The sequence below is a fragment of the Ensifer sp. Root127 genome (genome assembly GCF_001425225.1).
Classification (GTDB): Bacteria; Pseudomonadota; Alphaproteobacteria; order Rhizobiales; family Rhizobiaceae; genus Ensifer; species Ensifer canadensis.
The window spans coordinates 222,047-245,095 of sequence record NZ_LMDX01000008.1; the positions used below are offsets into that span (position 1 = coordinate 222,047).

Consider the following 23,049-nt stretch of genomic DNA (forward strand, 5'->3'; position numbering starts at 1 on the left):
GCCTCTGTGGGAGCGGGCTCACCGGACACCCAACCCGGCGTTCACCTTTTCTTTGTTTTGCAATCTCTTAAATGCCGTCAAGGCCTGTCCGACGACCTGATCCATATTATAGTAGCGATAGGTGGCCAGCCTTCCGACGAACGTCACGTCCGTGCGCGAACGCGCAAGCTCAGCATATTGGCTGAAGAGTTTCTGATTTTCTGATCTGGGGATTGGGTAGTACGGATCGCCTTGCGAACAGGCATATTCAAAGCAGGCAGACGTCTTCGGATGGATTTGTCCGGTGATATGTTTGAATTCAGTCAGCCGTGTGTAAGGTACGGCTTCGGAAGGAAAGTTGACCACGCCGACAGGTAGCAGGCGCCGCTGATCGTACGTCACGTGCTCGAAGCGCAAGCTCCTATAGGGAAGACGGCCAAACTCGTAATCGAAGAATTCATCGATTGGTCCGGTGAATATCACGTGGGCGTCCGCAAACCGGGGACGAATATCGCGAAAATCTGTCTCCAGCAGGATCTCGATGTTTTCGCCAGCCAGCATGTTCTCGAACATGTCCGTGTAGCCGTTCTTCGGCATCGCTTGAAAAATGTCCTGGAAATACCGGTCGTCAGTGTTCGTGCGGGTCGGAATTCGCGCCGTCACTGCCTTGTCGAGCTGCGAAGGGTCCAGTCCCCATTGCTTGCGGGTGTAGCCTTCGAAAAATGTCCGATAAAGATCCGTTCCAACCTGGGCGATAACCACGTCCTTCGAGGTGCGGATCTCTTCAGTTGGCTCGGCCTTCCCGGCGAGGTATCGCGCGGCGGCAGCGTCGTCCTCAAGATCAAGGCTGTACAATCGGTTTAGGGTCGTCCGGTTGATGGGTATCGGCAACAGCTTGCCGTCTACCTGGGCTAGCACCCGGTGCTCGTAGTGCCTCCAGGCCGTGAAGCGCGACAAATAGTTAAAGATCGCTTCGCTATTGGTATGGAAAATGTGCGGTCCATATTTGTGAACCAGGATACCGTTTTCATTGTAGAAATCGTAGGCATTGCCTCCGATGTGGGGGCGCCGGTCACATACAAGAACTCTCTGCTTGCCCTCGTTGGCAAGACGCTCGGCCAAGACCGCCCCCGCAAATCCCGCCCCGACGATCAGGTAATCAATTCGGTGGTGCCTCGAGCTCTTTCGTGACGTCTTTCCCACGTGACGCAAAAGGGGCCCCGGCGCCCGCACAGCAGGATCCAAGACCTCATGAATTAGCCGATCCATACGACGGTGAGTGTCATCCCAGGAAAGTGTTGCCAGTCGTTCGTCGACGACCTTCAGCCAGTCCCCATGCTTGGGTCCCAATTGAAGCGCTGCCTCGCACGCCTGCACGAAGGCCGCGGCATCGGCTGCGACGAATAAGCCATTGATGTCTCCGTATTGCCTCACGACATCTGTGATCGGCGTGCTCACGACGGGAAGTCCTGCGGCAAGGTATTCAGGTGTCTTCGTCGGACTGATGAAACGGGTGGCGTCGTTGCGGGCAAACGGCATCAACGCGACATCCCAGCCGGCAAAATACGCAGGGAGCCTCGCATAATCCTTCTGCCCCAAGTAATGGATGTTGGGTGCCCGCGGCAGTTCCTCCGGTGCGATTTTGGCGATCGGCCCGATGAATACAATTGACCACCACGGACGCTGATCGGCCAAGGCCGCGACGAGGTCCAGATCGAGACGTTCATCGATAACCCCGCAGAAACCGAGTATCGGGCGTGCAAACGGCGCTTGATCGTCGGGGATGTCGGATATTGCGCGCGCCGACTGGAAATGACCGACGTCGACGGCAGAAGGGAAGGGATGTATGTTATCATGGAGAAGCCGCTTGGCTTCATACAGGCTATAGCCGCCCGTGAATACGACGTCGGCCCGGCGCATCAGCTCTTGCTCCAACTCGCCCACGAGCGGCGACGCAAATCTGAAATTCGCGAGTTCATCCATGCAGTCGTAGACGACAGCGGCGGCGGCGACATGCCGAGCCAATGGGAACATCATCGGCGTGTAAAACCACAGGATCGGCGGCTTTCGCCCGATGAGTTCGAGTAGGTCGTCAAGCAGCTCGGTCAATCCAGCCTGGCGCTCCGCTTCGCTCCAACGATCTGGCACTCTCGGGCGCACGGCTCTTACCTTCGAGCCGGCGAAGGAGTGAAATTCAAGATAGGGCAAATGATGATTGGTCGGGATAAACTCCTCGAAGAAGTATACGTTGCGCTCCCGCGAGAACCGCTGCATCAGATGTTGCGGCCGTTGCAGCACGAAATCCCACCGAAGATGGGAAAAACAGATTAGCGGTACATCAGAATTTCGGTGGATCTCATCTGTTGATAAAGAATTTGGCAATATATTCATAAATCAACCGCGCTTCAGACGTTCGAATGATCAAACGATCTCTGAGTCCCGCGCGCTCCTCTCTTGGTTTGAACGATGGGCTGCAATCAACTGTTGAAGTTTTCTGATCGAATGGTGCCACGTCCATTGACGCAGGACCGCCGCGCGAGGGGTAAAATCCTCAAGCCGCGTCAACATGTTGGCGATGCCCAGATGAAACCGGTCCGCTGTGGCCACGGCGCCGGTCTCTGGGGTGATATATTGGAGCCCGCAGCGCAACGCAGCATTGGCAAGAACGGGCAGATCGGCCAGCATGTATTCGGTGAGCACCGCTGGCGCTCCGTCATCGACACCGCAGACAACGCCCATGCGCGCTCGGTTCATCAAACGGTTGACCTCCGCGATGGGCACGGCCGGAGGTCCGACGAAATCGGCGTTCAGTCCGAGTTCGGCCGCGTCTTGACGCAATGCCGCTGCGTCCTCGCCATAACCGAATACGCAAAGCGTGCGCACGGTTCGTGGCAAACGGCTCAATGCTGCAAACAGAATGTCGTGACGTTTGTAGGGCTGAGCAGCGGCTACATAAATGACGTCGTAATCCTTCGGTCCTTCGATTGGATAAAACGTGGAGGGGGACGCGAACTCGGGTCCGATCGGAAGGATGGCGATCTGCGTCTCTGGATGGCGCGCGCGGATCTCGTCGCTCTGCTCTTTGGAAGCCGACAGGATGAGATCGAAGTGACGGCTTATGTTGGACGGAATTCGCAGGGCGGGCGCATCTATCGAGTTATAGATTTTGAAGCTGCGATGGCAGGGGAGAAGTATTTCCTCACTGACACCCAGCCCTAAGACGCAAAGGATGGTAGGAGCGCCATAAACCTCAATGTGAGCAAGCATATCATCAGAGGAGAACGGATGATCCGGGCCGTTCAAGATGAAGACGCGTCGCTTCAAATGCGCCTCAGCAGGACATTCATCGGGTGGGGCGTTGTTACGCCAGTGGCTCCAGATTTCCGCGCGATCAACCATTCCTTGAGCGAGGCACGCCAAAGGGAGACGCTCCAGATAGCCGCCCTCTACCACGATTTCATGGTCCCCAGACTGCCACTCCTCCTGCTCTTCCTTCAATCGCGTCGTCCAGGTCAGTAGACGTTCGGCCTTGGTGGGAACCGCAGAAGCAGGAGGCCAACCGTCCTGAAAATCGCTGATGACAACTACTTTCCGCATATCTGAGTTCACACGCATGTTTTCATGAGCGTCTTGTCGACGATCATGGGGGGATCGATTGGTTCTTAGGATTCCGTAGGTCGCGCTTTAACCAGCGCGGTGCGCATTTGTTCCGAAGCGAGGCAACTTCATGTGTTTTTATTCTAATATTCAAAAATGAGGGGTGAGGACGTGGGAAAAGGAGCCACTCGCGTCGCCGCGCTCTGGCTAGTCATTGTCCCCAACCCGCTTTGACAGGCTTACGGCGCCCACGTCCGCAAAGGGCGATTGATCACGCCCGTTTCACTTCGAAACTCCCGTGCGAATAACCCCTCAAATGATGGCGCCAGGCACTCGTCACAAATACCGCAGCCATCGGCGTCCATTCGCGAGGCCGAGCGCACTTCTTGACAACAAAGGCATACGGTTGTGTTTCCCGCGGGAACTTCATCACGCGCGGGCGGGATTACTTCGATCTCGGCGTCGGGAACGCCATTCGCTGCAAGCTCATCCATCTCGAGGCTCCATGTCGAGGACGCTACTTGAGATAGGAAGCCTCAAGACGAGCGGCAAGATGCTCGCGTGCGCGCTAAAATAGCCTTGGAGCGGGAAGGCTTGAACCATCACACAAGCCGCGCGTTAACTTGTCTACTGACGAGGTGATATCATGGCACGAACCTTTAAAAGCAACAGCAGCGCAGCGCACTTTCTTCACGTCGGCGTAGCAGTACTTGCGATGGTGGCCATCGCAATAATGATCGCAATGCTCTAAATGCCGGGCGGGATTCGAGAACTGAGAGTGCTGGCGGTGTGCACTGGGAAAGCGGAAGTAAGACCGGGCAACCGGATGAAAACCGGAATCAACAAACGTCCGACCCGCCACAGCCCGTTAGTTGGATGTGAAGGACTTGAAGGCGACGCTGTCTGCAACCGGAAGCACCACGGCGGCCCCGACCAGGCCATCTACATCGAGGGAGATGTGAGCCGTGCCTGGTGGGAAAAGAAACTGAACAGATCCATTGCCTACGGACTTTTCGACGAAAATCTTTGCCTTGAAGGACTGGACAATCAAGTCGTAGCGGCCGGGGATCGTTTCACCACCGGCGATCTGGTGATGGAAGTGACAGCACCTCGGATGCCATGCCGAATCCTTTGCGAAAGAATGGATGACCCTTGTTTCTCAAAAATGTACATCAATGCTGCTCGACCCGGCTTCTATTGTCGTATCATCAAACCCGGCCGTATCGCTGCAGGAGCGTTGGTGAGGTACGAAGCGTTCGCGGGAGAGCGCATTTTGATGCCAGAAATGATGGTACACTATGGCAAGAAGGCATCGCCCGATTTGATCGAACGCTACCGGTCGGTACCGGTACATTACAAGCTGCGGGCTTCTCTCTCCGATGGCGTCATCAAGTTCTAGGCGAAATGATAATTGCCCCGGAATAGATGTCCGTTCTCAGCTACGCCCCGACTGACCCGGTGAGCCGCCAAGCGGACCACGTTAACGGAGAACGCGCCGATACCAGCTGGGTCCCATTCTCTGCGCCGCACTTTACGGACCTTGGATGTGCCGCGCTTAGCATCGGTCAATAAAGGCCGCCTCGGTTGCTTTCCAAGGAGCAGGCTCGGGAAATCGCTGGTTTAGATGGACCGATCCCCGTTCTCCGAAACGCCATAGCAGCTCGATCGCGCTGCTAATCCCTATCCGCGGCCCCCGGCAGACCTCCACGGCTATGAGCATCAGTAAAGCGAAGGGGCTGGCCAACAGTGATCGGCCAACAAAGTGCCGTGTGATTGCAAGAGCTTGGCAAAGACTGCCCGGTCCCGCACACAGAACTGTTTTCTGCCACCGCTCCACGCCTGAGCCGCATGGTTCAAACCCATTCTCCGGCTTGATGGCCATGGATGGCGAAGAGATCATTACGGTCCACCCGCGGGGAGGGTCGACGCACTGGCTCTCGCCGCCGGCGCATTCGCAGGGGTTGAGCGATCGTCAGCACAACCTTGCTGCCGGTCTTCGGGTGAGGCTGGCCGTTGGCGGCGCGGCATTCCGGGAGCTTTGGCCTGCCCTCGCAAGCGTTGCGGGCGCGTTCGATTAGGGAGGCGCGGAAGGCCTTCCATTCCTTCGAGTGTGTTCCGCCGCCGGGGTAGAGCTTCATGCGATCGGATCTGATCGGCATAAGAATGCCTCCCGATAGGGAACATTCCCGATGGCCGTCGGTTCACTTTCCAACAGGAAAGGAGTCAGATGATGAGCGATCCGAAGGAACAGAACTGGACATCGAGCCCTCCCGAGACGATTCCGTTGCCAGACCGGTCCGGCGAATTCCCTTTGCACGATGCCGACAATCCGCCGTCCGATCAGGGCCGCGTGCCGCCGGTTCCGAGCCGGGATGAAGCCAATATGGACCCGGATGAAGCGTTGCCGGAAGACAGCGAGGAGGAGATCCTCGACGACGACCCGGGGCGCGAAAAGACCCGTTTCGACGAAGAGCTTCCTAAGAGCAGCCGATAGGCGTTGCTGTCGGTTCGACATCACGCTGGTAGTTGACCCGGTCAGTTGGCCACGGCGCGGCAAAAATGCATGCGGGTCTCGTCAACAATGAATTGCCCTCGCGCAGGCTGCGATTGTCGCTCCGCCGGAGGGAGCCGAAAAGGAAAAGGCTCCGGTGGAGTGGGCTTCGCTCTTCGAGCGGGAGGTGTTTTGAATCGGTCAACGTCGATGATCAACATCCCAAAATCCACCCCAACACAATCCGTCGTGGTCTTTGCGGCTGCGTTACGCCCAACCTCGCGCTGACGGCAGCAGGGGGAGAGTAAGGGGATGCGAGCGGCCCATTGCCATGAACTCTGCCAGGAGGAATGCGGTCGTCGGGCCCAATGTGAAGCCCTGATGGCCGTGACCAAAATGGAACCACAAGCCCTTATGCCGGGTCGGGCCGACGACAGGCAGCATGTCGGGTATGCAGGGGCGGGTACCCGACCATGGCGTCGGTTCGATGGGCTCGCCCAGCGCAAAAAGCTCGCGCGCAGCGCTGGTCGCGTGTCGAATCTGTCGCGAGGCAGGCGCTGCTCCCGGCGGCGCAATATGCGCGCCGGTCAAAACCCGCCATCCCGCATTCATCGGCGCAATCAACGTGGAATTGTCGACATCGAGCATTGAGACGCGCGGCCCGTCCGGGCCTGAAAAATGCCTGTGATAACCGCGCTTGAACACCATGGGTATGCTATAGCCGAACATCTTCGCAAGCGGCGGCGACCATGGTCCCAGGGCAATGACCGCGTTTTCAGCGCCGACAACGCCATCCTCAGACAAGACCCGCCAACCGGCACCATTCTGCTGCAACGTCATGGCGTCACCCCGAGCCAGCGTCCCGCCGCGCGCCACGAAGAGAGCGGCGTAGCGCGCAACCAGTTCGCCCGGGTCACGGCAGGTCCAAGGCGAGGTCCAATGGACAGCACCCGCAAGCCGACGCAGCAGCGCGGGTTCGCTCGCCGCAAGTTCGTCCGCACCAAGCACATCTGAGGGCACGCCGTAGACACGCCTCAGCCGCTCCGCGGCCGCGGCAGCTGCTTCGAAATTCGCGGGCGTACGATAGACAGCGCGCCATCCCCGCCGCACGATCAGTTCACCAGCACCCGCGGGCTCGATGAAGCGCGCGTGATCGTCGCTCGCGCGCAGCGCGAGCTGGGAATAGGCAGCAATTGTTCTCGCGTAAGGCGCAGCCGCAGACTGTGTGAAATAGCGCCAGAGCGGCCCCGCCAGACGTCGCATATCGCCAAGCCGCCAATCGACGTCGTTGCCGCGCTTGAGCGCCACCCTGGCAATTTCGTTCAAGCTGCGTGGGAAGGCATAGGGCTCGACGGCTTCAGTTTGAATGATGCCGGCGTTGCCATAGCTTGTTTCCCGCCCTGGTGCCTGGCGATCCAGCAGCACCACCTGGTGCCCGCTCTCCTGCAATGCAAGCGCGGTGGAGACGCCGACCATGCCGGCGCCGAGGATAATGGAGGTGGTCATGGCGGGATTCCGTAGCGGAGTTGGTCAGAAAGTCAGGCGTGAATTGTAGCCGACCACGAATTGGATGAAGCGCGAGACGTCGATCATGTCGTCGCCCTGGTAGCGGATCGTATAACCGTCGGTGCGCTCGACGCCCTTGAGGTAAGAGAGATATTCGGCCGGCAGGCGATTTCGGAACACGATCTCCAGCGTCGGGTTTTCCAACTTGAACGGTTTCGCCGCGCCGGCTCTCGCCAGCGCCGCTTTGACGCCCTCGCGAATCCGGCGATGCGCGACGGCCGGCGTCAACGATATCGCCGATTGTGTGCTGTAAACCTGCTTGACCGGCACCGTCACGATATCGCCGATACGCGCTTTGATCTCGTCCAAGGCGATGTTGTCGCCTGAGGCGAGCAGGACCGGCACGTCGAAATGCCCGGCAATGGCAGCATTGATGCCGGCCTCCGGCATGACGACACCGTTGATCCGCACCTCGGCAAAGGCTGTGCCGCCGATCGTGTGCGACAGCACGCCACCCTGATGACTTGCCCCGGCATGGTAGCCGAGAAGCATCGCACCAACGAAGGAACCGAGCTCGACGCCCTGCATCATCATTAGCGGCCGCGGCCAGCTGCGGACGATTTGCACATAGTCGGGCAGACGGTCAATTAGGATACTCTCGCCATTTCCGTGGGAATCGCTGAGGATAACCTCTTCCACACCTTCCTCGTGAGCAGCCTCGCAGGCGTGAACGACGGTATCTGTCATCCAACGGCGCGCGTTTTCGTATTCGAAACCTTCCGGCATCAGCTGGTCGCGGCTGACGACCCCGACTATCCCCTCGATATCCGCGGAAATATATATGCGCATTCCTGCCTCCCCGGCCAGCCGCGCGATGGCGCGAATGATGCATTTGACTTTCCGACGATAAACATAGTTTTATGATTAGAAAATATCTTTCTTTGTTGGCGAGAGGCAAAAATGAAACTGTTTATTGCGGGGCTGGACACCGAAACCAATACGTTTTCGCCGATGCAGACGGGCCTTGAGGCCTTCCGGGAAAACCTGATCGCCTATGGCGACGCCACCAGCAGGCCGCTCACCTGCTGCTCGTCGCAAATGTCTGTCTGGCGCAATGGTGCCGACGAAGAAGCCTGGGACGTGGTGGAGAGCCTCTGCGCCGTGGCTGAGCCCGGCGGCAAGACCACGCGGGCGGTCTATGAAAGCTTCCGCTCCACCATCCTCGGCGACCTCGAGGCGGCGATGCCGGTCGACGCGGTCATGCTTGCCCTGCACGGCGCCTGCGTTGCCGAGGGCTATGACGATGTTGAGGGGGATCTGCTCGAGCATGTGCGCGGAGTGGTCGGGCCGAATGTCCCGGTTGCTGCCGAGCTTGATCTGCATTGCCACATCACCGATCGCATGCTCTCGAGCGCGACCATGATCTCCACCTACAAGGAGTATCCGCACACCGACATCGAGGAGGTCGCCGACCAATTGTTCCGGTTGATGAAGCGAACCCTTGCGGGCGAAGTGCGGCCGGTGATGGGCCTCTATGACTGCCGGATGATCAATACCTTCCACCCGCATCGCGCGCCGTTGCGCGGCATTGTCGACCGCATGAAGGCGATGGAGGGGCAGGATGGCATTCTCTCGGTCTCCTTCGGTCACGGCTTTCCCTGGGGAGACGTCGAAGATGTCGGCGCCAAGATGCTCGTCGTGACCGACAACGATACAGGGAAGGCGGCACGGACCGCGGAGGCCTTTGGCAGAGAGATATTCGATGCGCGTGAGGAAATGCGCGGCACCTACCTCGGTATCGATGACGCGCTGGATCGGGCCGTCGCCGCGAAGAGCGGACCGATCGTGCTGGCGGACGTCTCCGACAATGCCGGCGGCGGGGCGCCCGGAGACTCGACCTTCATCCTGCGCCGCATCATCGAACGCGGCATCGAGGACGTGGCGACCTGCCTCTACTGGGACCCGATTGCGGTGCGCATGTGCCGCGAGGCGGGAGAAGGGGCGACATTGGCGCTGAGGATCGGCGGCAAGGTCGGGCCGGCCTCCGGCGACCCCCTGGATCTGACCGTGAATGTCAGGCGCATCACCTCCGGCGTTACCCAGCGCTTCGGGCCGACGCCGCTCGGGATCGGCGACGCGGTGTGGGTTACGGCAGGCGGCATCGACATCGTGCGCACACAAGTCTTCCACCCGGAATGCATGACGGCGCTGGGCTTGAACCCGGCGCAGAGGAAGATTGTCGTGGTGAAGTCGAGCAACCACTTCCGCGCCGGCTTTGAACCGATCGCCAGCGAAATCCTCTATGTCGGCGGCCCCGGCGCCTTGCAACCCAGCTTTGAACAGCTGCCCTTCACAAAATTGAGACGCCCCTATTGGCCGAAGGTCGGCGACCCGTTCGCACAGTAGAAAGGATGCCATTTGGCGCGGCTCAGCGCGGCGAAGATTTGGCAGCCATTGGGTCGTGCCGGTGACGCCTGGGTGCAAGGGTGTCGCTCGGCGCTCTAGCACTTTGATTCTAGGGCATCTTATCCACCTTCGGCGATTCCACGTGAAAGCGGGATGCTCTAGTATGGGATTGCTTTTCAAGCCGATGTTGATTTCGGCCAAGTATTATAGGAAATGGTTTTCCTATCATGCCAGTCGGATTCTGCCCGCGTCGCGGGCTGAGCCGAGAGCGGCACGCGGTCCGGAACGGCTGCAGGTAAATTGGAGACGCCAACGATGACCGATGCGAAATCCAGCCTCGGCGATATCCTGAAGGAGATTCGCAACCGCAATCGCTGGACGCTGGCAGAGGTGAGCTCCATGACCGGGCTTGCGGTCTCGACCCTTTCCAAGGTCGAGAACAACCAGATGCAGCTCACCTACGACCGATTGATTCAGCTCGCCCAGGGCCTCAAGGTCGATATCGTCGAGCTTTTCGGGACCACGGCGGGTGCTGAGGAAGCCCCCAGTATGCTGGGGCGCCGCACTTATACCAGATCCGGCGATGGGCGGGAGATCATCACACAAAACTACGACTATCTCTATGTTTGTACGGAGATTTCGAAGAAGTCGATGGTTCCGATCGTGGCGGTGGCCCGGGCCCGCACGCTCGAGGAGTTCGGGCCGCTTATCCGGCACAAGGGCGAGGAGTTCTTCTACGTTATCGAAGGGGAACTCGAACTTCATACCGAGATCTATGCGCCCTTACGGCTCAAGAAAGGCGATTCCTGCTATTTCGATGCCATGACGGGGCACGCCTATCTCAGCGTGAGCGAAGAACCTGCGCAAATCCTGTGCGTTTGCTCGACCCCGGAAACCGAATTGGTCTCCACCTTGGCGAACGCACAAACGACCAAGCTCACAAGCTAATGTAACTAAAAACGAGTACGATAAGAAAAAATATTGCACTTAGGAAAATCGTTTCCTACTCTAGTGCTGCGGTCGGTGCCGGGAGGGCATCGTGCGCCGCAGTTCTGGGGAGGACTACGAGATGAACGCTTCCAAGTGGAAATCGATTGGCGTCGCCTTGCTTCTGGCATCAACGCCTCTTTCCGGCGCGATCGCTGCGCAGGACGTGCTGGTACTGGCGCGAGCGGAAGATCCGCCGACCGCCGATCCTGGCGTCGAAATCAGCAACAGCGGCTACACACTGATTTACGCTGCCTATGAAAGGCTCGTGGCCTACAAGGGTGCGACAACGGAGGTCGGCCCCGAACTGGCTGAAAGCTGGACTGCCGACGACGCCGGCCTCGTGTGGACCTTCAAGCTCGCCAGCGGCCACAAGTTCGATGACGGCACACCGGTCGACGCCGCTGCGGTCAAATTCAGCTTCGATCGATTGATGAAGCTGAAGGCGGGACCCTCCGACGCGTTTCCGGTGCTGAAGGAGGTCGAGGTCGTCGATCCGCAGACGGTGAGATTCCATCTGACGGCGCCATTTGCGCCCTTCATCTCGACACTCGCCGTCTCCGGTGCGGCGATCATCAATCCCAAGGTGATGGAGCACGAGAAGGACGGCGACATGGCGAAGGCCTGGCTTGCGGAGCACTCCGCAGGTAGCGGCCCATACCGTATAGCTTCCTGGGAGCGCAACCAGAGCATCGTGCTCGATCGCAACGAGCACTACGCAGGCACCAAGCCGGCGCTGAAACAAGTGGTCGTCCGCATCGTCGGCGACGTCTCGGCCCGTCGTCTTCAACTGACCAACGGTGATGCCGACATCATCGAGCAGATCCCGCTCGATCAGGCGGAGGCGCTGCAGAAGGACGCCTCCGTCGTGGTCGAGAGCAATCCCAGCATGTATGTGAACTACATCTACATGAACAACCGCCAGCCGCCGCTGGATGACGCCAGGGTTCGCCAGGCGATTTCCTATGCGGTCGACTATCAGGGCATCATAGACGGCATCATGCTCGGCCAGGCCAAGCAGATGCGCGGCGCGGTGCCGAGCGGCATGTGGGGGCACGACCCGAAGGGTTTCCAGTACACATATGATGTCGAGAAGGCCAAGGCCCTGCTCGCCGACTCCGGCAAGAGTGACATTCGCCTGACCTACACTTTCTCTCAAGCCGATCCTGCCTGGGAGCCGGTCGGGCTTGCATTGCAGGCGTCTCTTGCGGAAATCGGCATCAAGCTCGATCTGCAGGCGGTCGCCGACACGACCAAACGCGAACTGGTGGCCAACGGCAAATTCGATATGGCTCCCGGCGCCTGGACGCCTGATTTCGCCGACCCCTACATGTTCATGAACTATTGGTTCGACGCCGACAAAATGGGCGGTCCGGGCAACCGTTCCTTCTACGACAACACCAAGGTGACCACGCTCGTGAAAGAGGCGGGATCCATCGTCGACGAGGAGAAGCGCAAGGAACTCTATGCCGAAGCGCAGAAGCTCTCGACTGAGGACGCGCCCTATCTCTACATCATGGAAAAGAACGACATCTTCGCCCGCCGCGCCGTCGTGCAAGGCTATGTCTACAACCCCATGCTGATCCAGGTCTACAACTTCGGAACGATGTCGAAAACGGAATGACGGAGCCGGATCAGGCCGATCCCGCGGCCTTGACGGGCCTCATTCCACGCAACACCTGCCGCCCGCCTCAACGGCTGTGGCGGCAGGGTTTCATCGTTTCCCAAGCAAGGTCAGGGTTCTCCTGCCGGAAGGGCTGACGTCCATGGCTATCACCCGCATCATCATCCCGCGCCTGGTACTTTTGCTTTTCGTGGTGTTAGGCGTCGCCGTCATCACCTTCACGATCTCCCATCTCATCCCGGGAGATCCGGCGCGCATGATCGCAGGCGACCGGGCGAGCGCCGAAACGCTTGAAAACGTCAGGCGCAATCTCGGCCTTGATCGACCTGTTGTCGAACAGTTCACCATCTATATCGGCAATCTGCTGCAGGGCGATCTGGGGACGTCCCTGCGGACCAATCGCCCGGTCGCCGGCGATATCCGCACCTTCCTGCCGGCGACGCTGGAGCTTGGAACGGTCGCGCTCTTGATCGCGATCTGTCTGGGTGTACCGCTTGGCGTGCTGTCGGCGGTCTACAAGGACGGTCCGATTGACCAGATTGCGCGCACTGTCTCCGTGTGCGGCATCTCGATGCCGGTATTCTGGTTCGGCCTCATCCTGATCTATCTCTTCTACGCCAAGTTTCAGATACTGCCCGGCAGCGGCCGTCTGGCCATGGGCATCGTTGCGCCCGAACGCATCACCGGGTTCCTGTTGATCGACTCGTTGCTGCAAGGCCGCTTCGATGCCTTCCGCAGCGCCGTCTACCACATCATCCTGCCGGGCTTTGTGTTGGCCTTTGCCAATATGGGTGTGATCACGCGCCAGATACGCGCCTCGATGCTGGATGTCCTGCAGGAAGACTACATTCGCACTGCGCGCGCCAGCGGCCTGCGCAAGGGCATGATCATCTTCAACTATGCGCTCAGAAACGCGCTGATCCCTTCCATCACCCTGCTCGGGCTGGCACTTGGCGATCTTCTCTATGGCGCGGTGCTGACCGAGACGATCTTTGCCTGGCCCGGCATGGGCACCTACGTCGTCACCTCCATTCAGACGCTCGATTTTCCCGCCATCATGGGCTTCACGATCGTCGCTTCCATTGGGTATGTGCTGATCAATCTCCTGGTCGATCTCGCCTACATGCTCGCCGACCCCCAGATCAGGGAGGTCTGATCATGTCTGCCGTCATCCCCACCGAACCTGTCGCGGCGAGTTCCGCAATGCGCAGGACCAGGTCCCTATCCGAGCGGCTGCGTTATCTCTGGTACCTCAGCCGCCGGAGCCCGCTGACCCTGGTTGGCGCTGCCATCATCCTGCTCGTCCTCATCATGATCATCGCCGCGCCGGTGATCGCGCCGTACAACCCGGACAAGGTCTCGCTGACGGCGCGTCTGCTGCCACCGAGTGCTGCCCATTGGTTCGGTACCGACGAGGTCGGCCGCGACCTGTTCTCGCGCGTCGTCTATGGGGCAAGGGCATCCTGCGGCGCCGCCTTCATGATTGTCCTGATCTCGATGTCGGTTGGGGTGCTGATCGGCTGTTTTTCCGGCGTGGTCGGCGGACGGGTCGACACCGCCGTCATGCGGCTGATGGACGTCGTCCTTGCCTTGCCGGCGCTCGTGTTGGCCATGGCGCTGGCCGCGGCCCTTGGGCCCAGCCTCTTCAACTCCATGCTAGCCGTGGCGATCGTGCGGATTCCCGCCTATGTGCGCCTGGCCCGCGGTCAAACGCTGTCCTTGCGCGAGCAGGTCTTCGTAAAGGCGTCGCGCACTTTCGGTGCCTCGCCGCTCTACATTCTGCGCTGGCATATCCTGCCAAACGCCATGTCGCCGATCATCGTGCAGGCGACGCTCGATCTTGGCGGTGTTGTGCTGATCGCAGCCGCCCTCAGCTTCATCGGCCTCGGTGCTCAGCCGCCCACCGCCGAATGGGGCGCGCTCGTCAGCAGCGGCCGCAGCTACATGCTCGATCAGTGGTGGTACGCGACCTTCCCGGGTCTCGCCATTCTGATCACGGCCATGGGATGTAACCTCGTTGGCGACGGCATCCGCGATATGCTCGACCCGCGCTTGAGGGGCAGATGATGACGACCGGTATTGTTGAATCTCGCGGTCAGGCGCTGGCCATTCACAATCTGTCGCTGGAGTTCCCAACCTTCAGCGGGGCGATCAAGGCGCTCGACAATGTGTCGATCAATGTCGCAAAGGCAGAGATCGTCGGGATCGTCGGCGAGTCCGGCTGCGGCAAATCGGTGACGACCATGGCAGCAACCGGGCTGCTGCCCAAGGGGCGCTACAGGATCACCGGCGGCTCCGTCAGGATCTTTGGTCATAGCACCCTCGCCATGAACGAGAGCCAACTGCAGGATGTGCGCGGCAAGATGGTCTCGACCATCTTCCAGGAGCCGATGAACGCGCTCAACCCGACGATCCGCATCGGCAAGCAGCTGACTGATGTCATCATGCGTCACGAGGAGGCAAGCTTGACGGATGCCAGGCGCATTGCCCGGGATATTCTTGCCGACATGCTGATCGGCGAGCCCGAGCGGGTCATGAAGCTCTATCCGTTCGAGCTCTCCGGCGGCATGCGGCAACGGGTTCTGATCGCGATGGCATTCTCCTGCAATCCCGGGCTCATCATCGCCGACGAGCCGACGACTGCGCTCGATGTCACCGTCCAGGCCGTGATACTGCGGCTTATCCAGAACCGCGCCCGCCGGACCGGGACGTCGGTGATCTTCATCTCGCATAACGTCGCGGTCGTGTCGCAGCTCTGCGATCGACTTTACGTGATGTATGCCGGAAGGATCGTGGAGCAGGGCGTGACGCGAGCCATTCTCGACGCGCCGCAGCACCCCTATACCCAGGCGCTGCTGCGCTGCCTGCCGGAACGGGTGGCGCCGAAGCAGGAACTCGAAGCGATCACCGGCGCGGTACCGAACCTGATGCACCCGCCTGCCGGCTGCTATTTCCAGCCACGATGCAAGGAAGCGGTTGATCTCTGTCGATCCCGGTCTCCGCAGTTGGAGGGCGCCAATGGCCGACAGGTGGCCTGCTGGCGGCGTGGTGTCGGACCGGAAACAGAGCAGGGGAGCCCGCAATGACCGAAGGTATTGACACGATAACCCGGCCCGTTCTGGAAGTTTCCGATCTCAAAGTCCGCTTCCCCGCGTCCCGAGACTGGCTCGGTCGCCCCACCTCGCATGTGCACGCCGTCAACGGCGTCACCCTTGAGGTTCGCGGCGGTAGAAGCCTCGGCATTGTCGGCGAGTCCGGTTGCGGCAAGAGCACGCTCGCCCAGGCGATCATCGGGCTTGCGCCTTACGAGCAGGGCAGGGTGACGATCGACGGCCAGGATTTGCAGGCAACACAGGGAAAGCAAAAGCGCGATCTGCGGCAGAAGATGCAGATCGTTTTCCAGGATCCGCAATCCTCGCTCGATCGGCGGCTGCCGGTCTGGCGGCTGATCAGCGAACCGCTGCACATTCGCGGCGGACACAGCAATGCCGAGTTGCATGCGAAGGCGGAGCAACTGGCCGCTGCCGTCGGCTTGAGGCCGGAACATCTGGATCGCCTGCCCCACGAGTTTTCAGGTGGCCAGCGCCAGCGCATCGCAATCGCCCGCGCGATCAGCACGGATCCCGATCTCATGGTGTTGGACGAGCCGACATCGGCGCTCGATGTGTCGGTGCAGGCGCAGATCGTCAACCTGCTTTTGAAGTTGCAGCGGGAGCGGGGGTTAACGTACCTCTTGATTTCGCACGATGTCGCGCTGGTGCGCCATTTTTGCGACGATGTCGCTGTGATGTATCTCGGCCAGATCGTTGAATCAGGTCCCGCCGACGAGGTTCTTGGCAATCCTCGGCACCCGTACACTCAAACGCTTCTGGCCTCAGCTCCGAGTTTCGCAAGCCCCTTGCCGACCCTTGCCGAGGTGCGGATCGGGGAGCTTCCAAACAACCGCAAATTGCCGGCCGGTTGCTTCTACAGGGGACGATGCGCCAAGGCTGCTGCTGGCTGCGAGGCACCGCAGGTTCTCCACCGCCTCGGCGATGGCCCGCGCCAGGCGAGGTGTCATCTGGCCGAGGGTTGAGACGCAGACGAGCGCTATAGGGCGTTCCGCCTTCCGTCCGCATGGGCGGCGCATGGCGGTTCGATGAATTGATGCTCGAGGTAGGTATTTTAAGAAATATAATTTTCTTATCCGAAAAATAATTTGATTGATATTTCCGACTGTGCAAATTTGGAGCTGTTCGCTCGGCGGAGCGGAGGCGAAGCCCGACCCACTGCTTGCCGGAGATAACAGTGACGCGAACCAACGCAAATCGGCGCCCTTCTGTCGGCCGCCGTTTCGGCATGTTTCGGAATGCTGGTCCGACGCAGTCAGGCGTGTGGCGGTCCAGGCGCCTGCGATCCGGACATGAACGTGATCTGATGAAAGAGGCCTGACATGACGAAGGAAGTTGAATGGGCGCGCATGACCGCACCCAGCCTGCGCGAAATTGCCGGCAAGCCCGGGGCGCTCGCCATTCTGCCGATCGGCTCGCTGGAACAGCACGGCCCGCATCTGCCGGTTATTACCGATACCGCCAGCGCATCGGCGGCGGCCATTCGCGCCGCCCGTCTGGTTGCCGATGATATCCCGGTCGCCGTTCTGCCTGGCCTCTGGCTTGGCATGAGCGAACACCACCTGCCTTTCGGGGGAACCATCACGCTCGACTACGATACGCTCAGCCGCGTCATCCGCTGCATCGTGCGCTCGCTGAAGACGCTCGGCTTCCAACGGCTCTTCATCGTCAATGGACACGGCGGCAACATGGATCCGCTCGCGGTTGCCGTGCGTGAGCTGGCGGTCGAGTTTGCCATGCCGATCGTCGCCACGACGCCTTGGATGCTGGCGCCGGAGGAGGCGGGGAAAATCTTCGAGGTCGACACCGGTGCGCATCATGCTTGCGAAGGCGAGGCATCTGTCATGTTGGCAATCGTCCCGGACGCGGTAAAGACCGAGATGTTCGGGCAGGCATATGGCAACCAGCAACATCCCGTCGATGTGCCGGCGGACGTGTCGCGCTTCTATTCCTTCGCCGAGCGTGCGCCGGTCACCGGCACCTGGGGCGATCCGCGCAGTGCAACAGCTGACAAGGGCGAGCGCTTCCTCGACCTGCAGGCGGGTGAACTGGTGAAACTGATCCGCAACGATGTGCTCTGGACCGCGCCAGACCCTGTCTGGACGCCCGGTCGCGGCCTCGGCACGACGGCCGGCAAAGCCGATTGACCTGTGCGCGCGAGCCATTCGCCGGGCATCTCGCATTCCATTCCTGAGGGAGGATAAGCCAATGACTCTAAAATTCGCACGGACGCGCAAGACCGTTGTTTCTCTGTTTGCAGCAACGATGCTTTCGGGCGTCGCCCTGACACCGGCCATGGCAAAGACGCTCGTTTATTGCTCGGAGGGCGCGCCAGAGGGGTTCGATGCAGCGCTCTACTCGGCCAACAGTACTTGGGACGCTTCGGCGGAGACGATCTATGATCGCCTGACCGAATTCGAAAGCGGTACGACCAAGGTTATTCCGGGCCTCGCTGAAAGCTGGACAATTTCCGACGATAATCTCGAATACACGCTGAAACTGCGTGAGGGCGTGAAGTTCCAGTCGACGGATGACTTCACACCGACGCGTGATTTCAACGCCGACGACGTGCTCTTCACCTATAATCGCCAGTTGGACAAGAACGATCCCTGGAACAGCTATTTCCCCGGTGCCAACTGGGAAATGTTCAATGCCATGGACATGCCATCGGTCATCAAGGCCATCGTCAAGGTGGACGAAAAGACCGTCAAGTTCGTCCTGAAGCAGCCGGATGCATCGCTTCCGTCAAAGCTTGCCCTGAACTTCGGCTCGATCATGTCGAAGGAATATGCCGACAAGCTGGCGGCTGAAGGACGGCGCGAGGATCTTGACCGTAAGCCGGTCGGAACCGGGCCGTTCCGCTTTGTCGATTATCAGCAAGATGCGGCAATTCGCTTTGCGGCCAATGCAGACTATTGGGCAGGCGCGCCGAAGATCGACAACCTCATCTTCGCGATCACTACCGATCCGACGACACGCATGCAGAAGCTCCAGGCGGGAGAATGCCATGTCGCTCCATACCCGGCGCCGGCTGACGTGGCCGGGCTGAAGGCAAATCCGGACCTTACTGTTCTGGAACAGCCAGGTCTCAACGTCTCCTATCTCGCGATGAATACCTTGATCGCGCCGTTCGACAAGCTGGAAGTACGCCGCGCCATCAATATGGCGATCGACCGCAAGGCGATTGTCGGTTCCGTTTATCAGGGCATGGGACAGGTCGCCAAAAGCGTCCTGCCGCCGACGATGTGGGGCTATAACGGCAAAATAGAGGGCTACAGCTACGATCCGGAAATGGCAAAGAAGCTGCTGGATGGGGCCGGCGTCAAAGATCTGAAGATGAAGATCTGGGCTATGCCTGTCAGCCGTCCCTATATGCCGAACGCTCGCCGCGCGGCAGAGCTGATGCAGGCGGACCTTGCCAAGGTGGGCATCGGCGTCGAAATCGTTTCCTACGAGTGGGGCGAGTATCTGAAGAAGGTGCGCGACGAAGCGCGCGATGGCGCCGTCATCTTGGGCGGCACGAGCGACAACGCCGATCCTGACAATTTGCTCAGCTATTTCTTCAGCTGCTCTGGCGTTGGCGGCAGCAACAATGCCAACTGGTGCTACAAGCCGCTCGATGAGATCTTCCAGAAGGCGCGTACCAGCTCGGATCAAAGCGAGCGGACGAAACTTTACGAAGAGGCACAGGCCATCATCAGCGATCAGGCACCTTGGGTTCCGATTGCCCACTCCACGGTTGTGCTGCCGATGTCGAAAAAGGTGAAGAACTACGTGATGGAGCCATTGGGCTCGCATCGCTTCGAGCAGGTCGACATCGAGGACTAACCCCGCAACTCTAGGCGACGCATGGCCCTTCCGTTGGTCCTGAAGGCCTGAAGCGGATCACTCGACCGCTTCTGGCTCGAAGGGCTTATGGGAACGGCTACCAGTCTCGATTTGACTAGCGGCTGATGGTCGTGGCCTGAGACCATACAACTATCCAGCGGCTGTTGCGCTCTTCATAAGTGTCTGTGTGCCAGTAGTCTGCGGCCGGCACGAGATGTCCGTTGAAGATTACTTCCAGGCGAGCGCGGTAGCGTATGACGGCGGCCGAGCCATAAAGACGGACGGCAATATCGTTTGGCTCCCATGCGCGGTATTTGATCTGGCCGGCGGCGATGGCACCGAGATATTCTTCCCGCGATAGAGCTACGCCGATGGGGGTAATTAACTGGAAGTCATCGGCATGAAGAGGTGCCGCCGCAGTGATATCGGCGGCGACGAGCGCACGCAATCGGCTGCGCTCGCTTTCACGGATGCGGTCTTCTTCGGTCTGAACATTGTTTATCATTCTAATCTCCTGGATGTTTCGTTGGCTCTTCGCGGCGAAAGTCAAATCCTCGGCCAGCGGTGCGGGCGGTCACCAGTCCTTTTTCGATCAGACTTTGACCGCAGGCGCGGATGGTTTCTTCTTCGGGACGCGGCCGCCATTGCAACACGCATTCTGCTTTTGAGGTGTCGATGCGGAGGTCCCTTCCAAGCTCATGCACGATCGTCCCCGCGTCGGCGTCGATGAGAGCCAGAATTCGAACCAACCAGTTTGGAAGTTCCGCAGTTGGTATCTGGGAAGTGTAGGCTGGAAAGGACTGGGCAAGTACGTGCGCAATGTCCCTCATCCAGAAGACGCGGCCTCCGACGATGAACCTGTGTCCAGTGGCCCCGGGCTCGACCATCGCACGGACATGGGCGAGCGCGACATCGCGAACGTCAGCGATTGCGCAACCGTAGCGCGGCAATCGCGTGAACTTGCCGTTCATCAATTTCCTGATTAGTCCGACGGACGTGCCGCAGTCATTGCCTAACAACGGACCAAGGATGAGACCCGGATTGATCACGGTCAAGGCCAGATCATGTTCTTCGGCGAACGCCCAAGCGGCGCGCTCGGCCAGAGTCTTGGATTTGTAATAGGGTGTCGCGCGTTTGCTCTCTGTGTCCGTCCAGTCCTTTTCGCTGAACGGTGCACGCCCGCTGCCATGATTGGTGGCTGCGATTGATGAGGTGAGGACGACCCTTTTCGCCTTGCCTGCATGGGCCGCCCGCAACACGCGGAGAGCCCCTTCCTTTGCTGTCCGGATCAATCCTGTCTGATCGCGCACCGCGCCACTCGGAAATGGAGATGCGGTATGGATGATGTAATCGCAGTCCGAAACGGCTTCCGCCCAGCCGAGGTCGTGATCCAGATCGGCTTCGACGAAACCGAGATTTTCGGTGAACGGTTGAAAGCGGGACATCGTTGCAGGGGCTGACGCCATCCGTCTTAACGTTCCGCGAACACGATAACCCTGTTGCAACAGCTGCAGCGCCACATGACCGCCAAGGAAGCCACTGATCCCCGTGACTAGCACTGTGGTTTGTTGTGGCGGTCGCGCCTCTTTCATGATCGTGCTCCGATGCGAGTTCGGTTAATTGGACAAGTGGACTAATATTGTCCAATTGTCTCTTTGACATTTCAGACAGGGGGCGTCAACATGTCCCGATGGAAAATGAAAATCGCAAATCAGCTTTAATTTTGGATTCTGCGCTGCCGGTGTTCGCCCGGTACGGCTTTCAGAAGACCACCATGGCGGATATCGCTCGTGCTACAGGGATTTCGCGCGCTTCCCTCTACCTTGCCTTCAACAGTAAGGAGGAGCTTTTTCGGGCCGGCTCGGCGCGTGCACACGAACGGACAATGTCTGAGGTTGAGGCCGCGCTTGGCCGCACGGGAAATGTCGTGGACCGTATCGCGGCGGCGATCTCTGCCTTCCAGGAAGGACTGATCGCTCCGTTCAGCAAAAGCGATAACGCCAAGGAACTCTTCGACACCAATTTGAAACTGGCAAAGGATATAACGATTGCCGCCAGATCGAAGCTGCTTGACCTCCTGGCAAACGTACTGGCTGCAGCTCAAGCTCAAGGGGAGATCGACCTGAAGGCATTAGAGGTATCACCCGCGGACCTCGCCGCGCTGATTGCGGCTGCGATGGATGGCATCAAACACAGCTTCAGCGCCGATGGGCGGTCGGATGACGCGTTGCGGCTATTGATGCGTGTTTTGAGTGTAGCGCTCAAACCAGAAGAAAAAAATGCCGATGGAACAACCGGATAACCCGTTCACGTTGGGGCAACGTGGGGGGTGGCCGGATGTACGCGCGGGAATGGTCTCTGGCAGAGCTGCTGTGGCCGCTTAGGATGGTCATTGCGATTGGGCGAGATTGCTTAACGGGGAAGTTTCTCCGTCTGAAAAGCCGCGGTACCGAAGATGGCTCCGGTTTAGATGGGCGCGCATGGCTTCGCGGGCCTGTTCGGAGTTTCCGCTGCTGATCGCTTCGCAGATGGCCCTATGTTCTCGCACAGTGTTTTGAATGTACTCGGGCGTGATGAGCGCTGGATTGAGTTCCTTTGAGAATGCCGGTTGCGGGAGTATTTGAAGGCTCATCAAGTTGAAGAACTCTATAAAGGCACCATTATTCGTCGCCTCTGCGATCGAGCGGTGGAAAACAAAGTCCAGATTGTCGAGGGCGGTTTCGTCGTCGATCGATGCCTCGAATTGTCGGGCAGCATTCCAGATATTTGATTCCTGTGCCCAGGAGCGGCGGGTCGCCGCAAGACCGGCCGCATGAACCTCGAATGCCATTCGCAGTTCCAGAAGGTCGATGAATGACGTCTTCAGGCGGCGAAGCGGCGCCAGTGCCAGCTCGGAATCATAGCCGGTCAAATCTTCCGGCGTGGGCACATTCCGTACAAACACACCGACGCCATGACGCGCCTCTACTACTCCATCAGACCGCAATGCGGATATCGCTTCGCGAATGACGGTTCGGCTCACGCCAAAGCGTTGAGATAGGTCATTAAGCGATCCAAGCTTATCGCCCTTGTCGAGTTCACCCTCGATGATATGAGCCTTGAGTGCTTGTATGGTCCGACTTGTCAGTGTGTCCAAGATTCACCCGTTACTTAGCGTCACCTTTTACCGGTGCTTTTGACGATTAATAGGGTTTCGTTGTCCTTCTGACAAGATAGCACTACTTCAAGATGTGGTACTACCTGTATCGCGGTAATTGCACTCAAAGTGTGCGCACACAGGCTTCGATGAGCATATCGGCGAGCCTTATTCAAAGCTCTTTATGGGAAATGACTCAAAAATATTCTCGACGCTGATTAGCAACACGCACCGACAGAAACTTGAAAATCCACTGTAAATAGCTGAATTAATACGATTATCGTCATGTAAATGCGTCAGCCTCTTGAGAGGTAGTATCTCTTGCGTCGGTATTGACATGAGATACTATTTCAATAATCTTTGGTCTCGGTAAGTGAGCCAGCGA

At 59.1% G+C, this 23,049-nt stretch carries 20 protein-coding genes; 12 read left to right on the top strand and 8 right to left on the bottom strand.

Annotation, left to right across the window (positions count from 1 at the left end; translation table 11 throughout):
* Positions 1 to 18: 18 nt before the first annotated feature.
* Together glf and ASD03_RS11785 are read right to left on the bottom strand one after the other, a co-directional pair.
* Positions 19 to 2,253 carry a UDP-galactopyranose mutase gene (glf, locus tag ASD03_RS11780; protein WP_156407944.1) on the bottom strand — a complete coding sequence of 745 codons (2,235 nt, stop codon included), beginning with the start codon at positions 2,251 to 2,253 and terminating at the stop codon, positions 19 to 21.
* Positions 2,254 to 2,400: 147 nt separating this feature from the next.
* Positions 2,401 to 3,576, bottom strand: coding sequence for a glycosyltransferase (locus ASD03_RS11785; RefSeq protein WP_225906345.1), 1,176 nt, complete (start codon positions 3,574 to 3,576; stop codon positions 2,401 to 2,403).
* Between the two features lie 826 nt (positions 3,577 to 4,402).
* Between ASD03_RS11785 and ASD03_RS37575 the strand changes: the two genes are divergently transcribed.
* Positions 4,403 to 4,975, top strand: a complete 573-nt coding sequence (locus tag ASD03_RS37575; protein ID WP_244494628.1) for an MOSC domain-containing protein — start codon at positions 4,403 to 4,405, stop codon at positions 4,973 to 4,975.
* A gap of 454 nt (positions 4,976 to 5,429) precedes the next feature.
* On the opposite strand, the gene ASD03_RS39685 is transcribed toward ASD03_RS37575, so the two are convergent.
* Positions 5,430 to 5,735: a hypothetical protein gene (locus ASD03_RS39685; protein ID WP_162249752.1), complete on the bottom strand. Its 306-nt coding sequence runs from the start codon at positions 5,733 to 5,735 to the stop codon at positions 5,430 to 5,432.
* A gap of 71 nt (positions 5,736 to 5,806) precedes the next feature.
* On the opposite strand from ASD03_RS39685, the gene ASD03_RS11800 reads away from it, so the two are divergent.
* The gene (locus tag ASD03_RS11800; RefSeq protein WP_156407939.1) at positions 5,807 to 6,070 is read left to right on the top strand and encodes a hypothetical protein; all 264 of its coding nucleotides are present in this window, start codon (positions 5,807 to 5,809) and stop codon (positions 6,068 to 6,070) included.
* Between the two features lie 264 nt (positions 6,071 to 6,334).
* Here ASD03_RS11800 and ASD03_RS11805 read toward each other — a convergent pair whose 3' ends face one another.
* Together ASD03_RS11805 and ASD03_RS11810 are read right to left on the bottom strand one after the other, a co-directional pair.
* Positions 6,335 to 7,573, bottom strand: a complete 1,239-nt coding sequence (locus ASD03_RS11805) for an FAD-dependent oxidoreductase (RefSeq protein WP_057209692.1) — start codon at positions 7,571 to 7,573, stop codon at positions 6,335 to 6,337.
* A gap of 24 nt (positions 7,574 to 7,597) precedes the next feature.
* The gene (locus tag ASD03_RS11810; RefSeq protein ID WP_057213648.1) at positions 7,598 to 8,422 is read right to left on the bottom strand and encodes a M55 family metallopeptidase; all 825 of its coding nucleotides are present in this window, start codon (positions 8,420 to 8,422) and stop codon (positions 7,598 to 7,600) included.
* Positions 8,423 to 8,533: 111 nt separating this feature from the next.
* Here ASD03_RS11810 and ASD03_RS11815 point away from each other — a divergent pair, with 111 nt between their 5' ends.
* From ASD03_RS11815 to ASD03_RS11855, 9 genes are all read left to right on the top strand, one after another.
* Positions 8,534 to 9,979, top strand: a complete 1,446-nt coding sequence (locus tag ASD03_RS11815) for a M81 family metallopeptidase (RefSeq protein WP_057213651.1) — start codon at positions 8,534 to 8,536, stop codon at positions 9,977 to 9,979.
* A gap of 315 nt (positions 9,980 to 10,294) precedes the next feature.
* Positions 10,295 to 10,927, top strand: coding sequence for an XRE family transcriptional regulator (locus ASD03_RS11820; protein ID WP_025430711.1), 633 nt, complete (start codon positions 10,295 to 10,297; stop codon positions 10,925 to 10,927).
* Between the two features lie 91 nt (positions 10,928 to 11,018).
* Positions 11,019 to 12,590 (top strand): ABC transporter substrate-binding protein, encoded by a 1,572-nt coding sequence (locus ASD03_RS11825; protein ID WP_225968568.1) that lies wholly within the window; start codon positions 11,019 to 11,021, stop codon positions 12,588 to 12,590.
* A 142-nt stretch (positions 12,591 to 12,732) separates the two neighbouring features.
* Positions 12,733 to 13,746 (top strand): ABC transporter permease, encoded by a 1,014-nt coding sequence (locus tag ASD03_RS11830; protein ID WP_057213657.1) that lies wholly within the window; start codon positions 12,733 to 12,735, stop codon positions 13,744 to 13,746.
* A 2-nt stretch (positions 13,747 to 13,748) separates the two neighbouring features.
* Positions 13,749 to 14,657, top strand: a complete 909-nt coding sequence (gene ddpC, locus ASD03_RS11835) for a D,D-dipeptide ABC transporter permease (RefSeq protein ID WP_057209688.1) — start codon at positions 13,749 to 13,751, stop codon at positions 14,655 to 14,657.
* Positions 14,657 to 15,676: an ABC transporter ATP-binding protein gene (locus ASD03_RS11840; protein WP_057209719.1), complete on the top strand. Its 1,020-nt coding sequence runs from the start codon at positions 14,657 to 14,659 to the stop codon at positions 15,674 to 15,676. Before ddpC ends, ASD03_RS11840 begins: the two co-directional genes overlap by 1 nt.
* Positions 15,673 to 16,665, top strand: coding sequence for an oligopeptide/dipeptide ABC transporter ATP-binding protein (locus tag ASD03_RS11845; protein ID WP_057213660.1), 993 nt, complete (start codon positions 15,673 to 15,675; stop codon positions 16,663 to 16,665). The genes ASD03_RS11840 and ASD03_RS11845 overlap by 4 nt, the downstream gene beginning before the upstream one ends.
* Before the next feature lie 357 nt (positions 16,666 to 17,022).
* Positions 17,023 to 17,847: a creatininase family protein gene (locus ASD03_RS11850; RefSeq protein ID WP_057213664.1), complete on the top strand. Its 825-nt coding sequence runs from the start codon at positions 17,023 to 17,025 to the stop codon at positions 17,845 to 17,847.
* 118 nt (positions 17,848 to 17,965) lie between these two features.
* Positions 17,966 to 19,528, top strand: a complete 1,563-nt coding sequence (locus ASD03_RS11855; protein WP_225906352.1) for an ABC transporter substrate-binding protein — start codon at positions 17,966 to 17,968, stop codon at positions 19,526 to 19,528.
* A 115-nt stretch (positions 19,529 to 19,643) separates the two neighbouring features.
* Here ASD03_RS11855 and ASD03_RS11860 read toward each other — a convergent pair whose 3' ends face one another.
* Positions 19,644 to 20,033, bottom strand: coding sequence for a nuclear transport factor 2 family protein (locus ASD03_RS11860; RefSeq protein WP_057213670.1), 390 nt, complete (start codon positions 20,031 to 20,033; stop codon positions 19,644 to 19,646).
* A gap of 1 nt (position 20,034) precedes the next feature.
* Positions 20,035 to 21,120 carry an aldehyde reductase gene (locus ASD03_RS11865; protein WP_082557298.1) on the bottom strand — a complete coding sequence of 362 codons (1,086 nt, stop codon included), beginning with the start codon at positions 21,118 to 21,120 and terminating at the stop codon, positions 20,035 to 20,037.
* 98 nt (positions 21,121 to 21,218) lie between these two features.
* Between ASD03_RS11865 and ASD03_RS11870 the strand changes: the two genes are divergently transcribed.
* Positions 21,219 to 21,830 (top strand): TetR/AcrR family transcriptional regulator, encoded by a 612-nt coding sequence (locus ASD03_RS11870; protein WP_057213673.1) that lies wholly within the window; start codon positions 21,219 to 21,221, stop codon positions 21,828 to 21,830.
* Positions 21,831 to 21,917: 87 nt separating this feature from the next.
* Here ASD03_RS11870 and ASD03_RS11875 read toward each other — a convergent pair whose 3' ends face one another.
* Positions 21,918 to 22,664 (bottom strand): FadR/GntR family transcriptional regulator, encoded by a 747-nt coding sequence (locus tag ASD03_RS11875; protein ID WP_057213676.1) that lies wholly within the window; start codon positions 22,662 to 22,664, stop codon positions 21,918 to 21,920.
* Positions 22,665 to 23,049 lie beyond the last annotated feature (385 nt).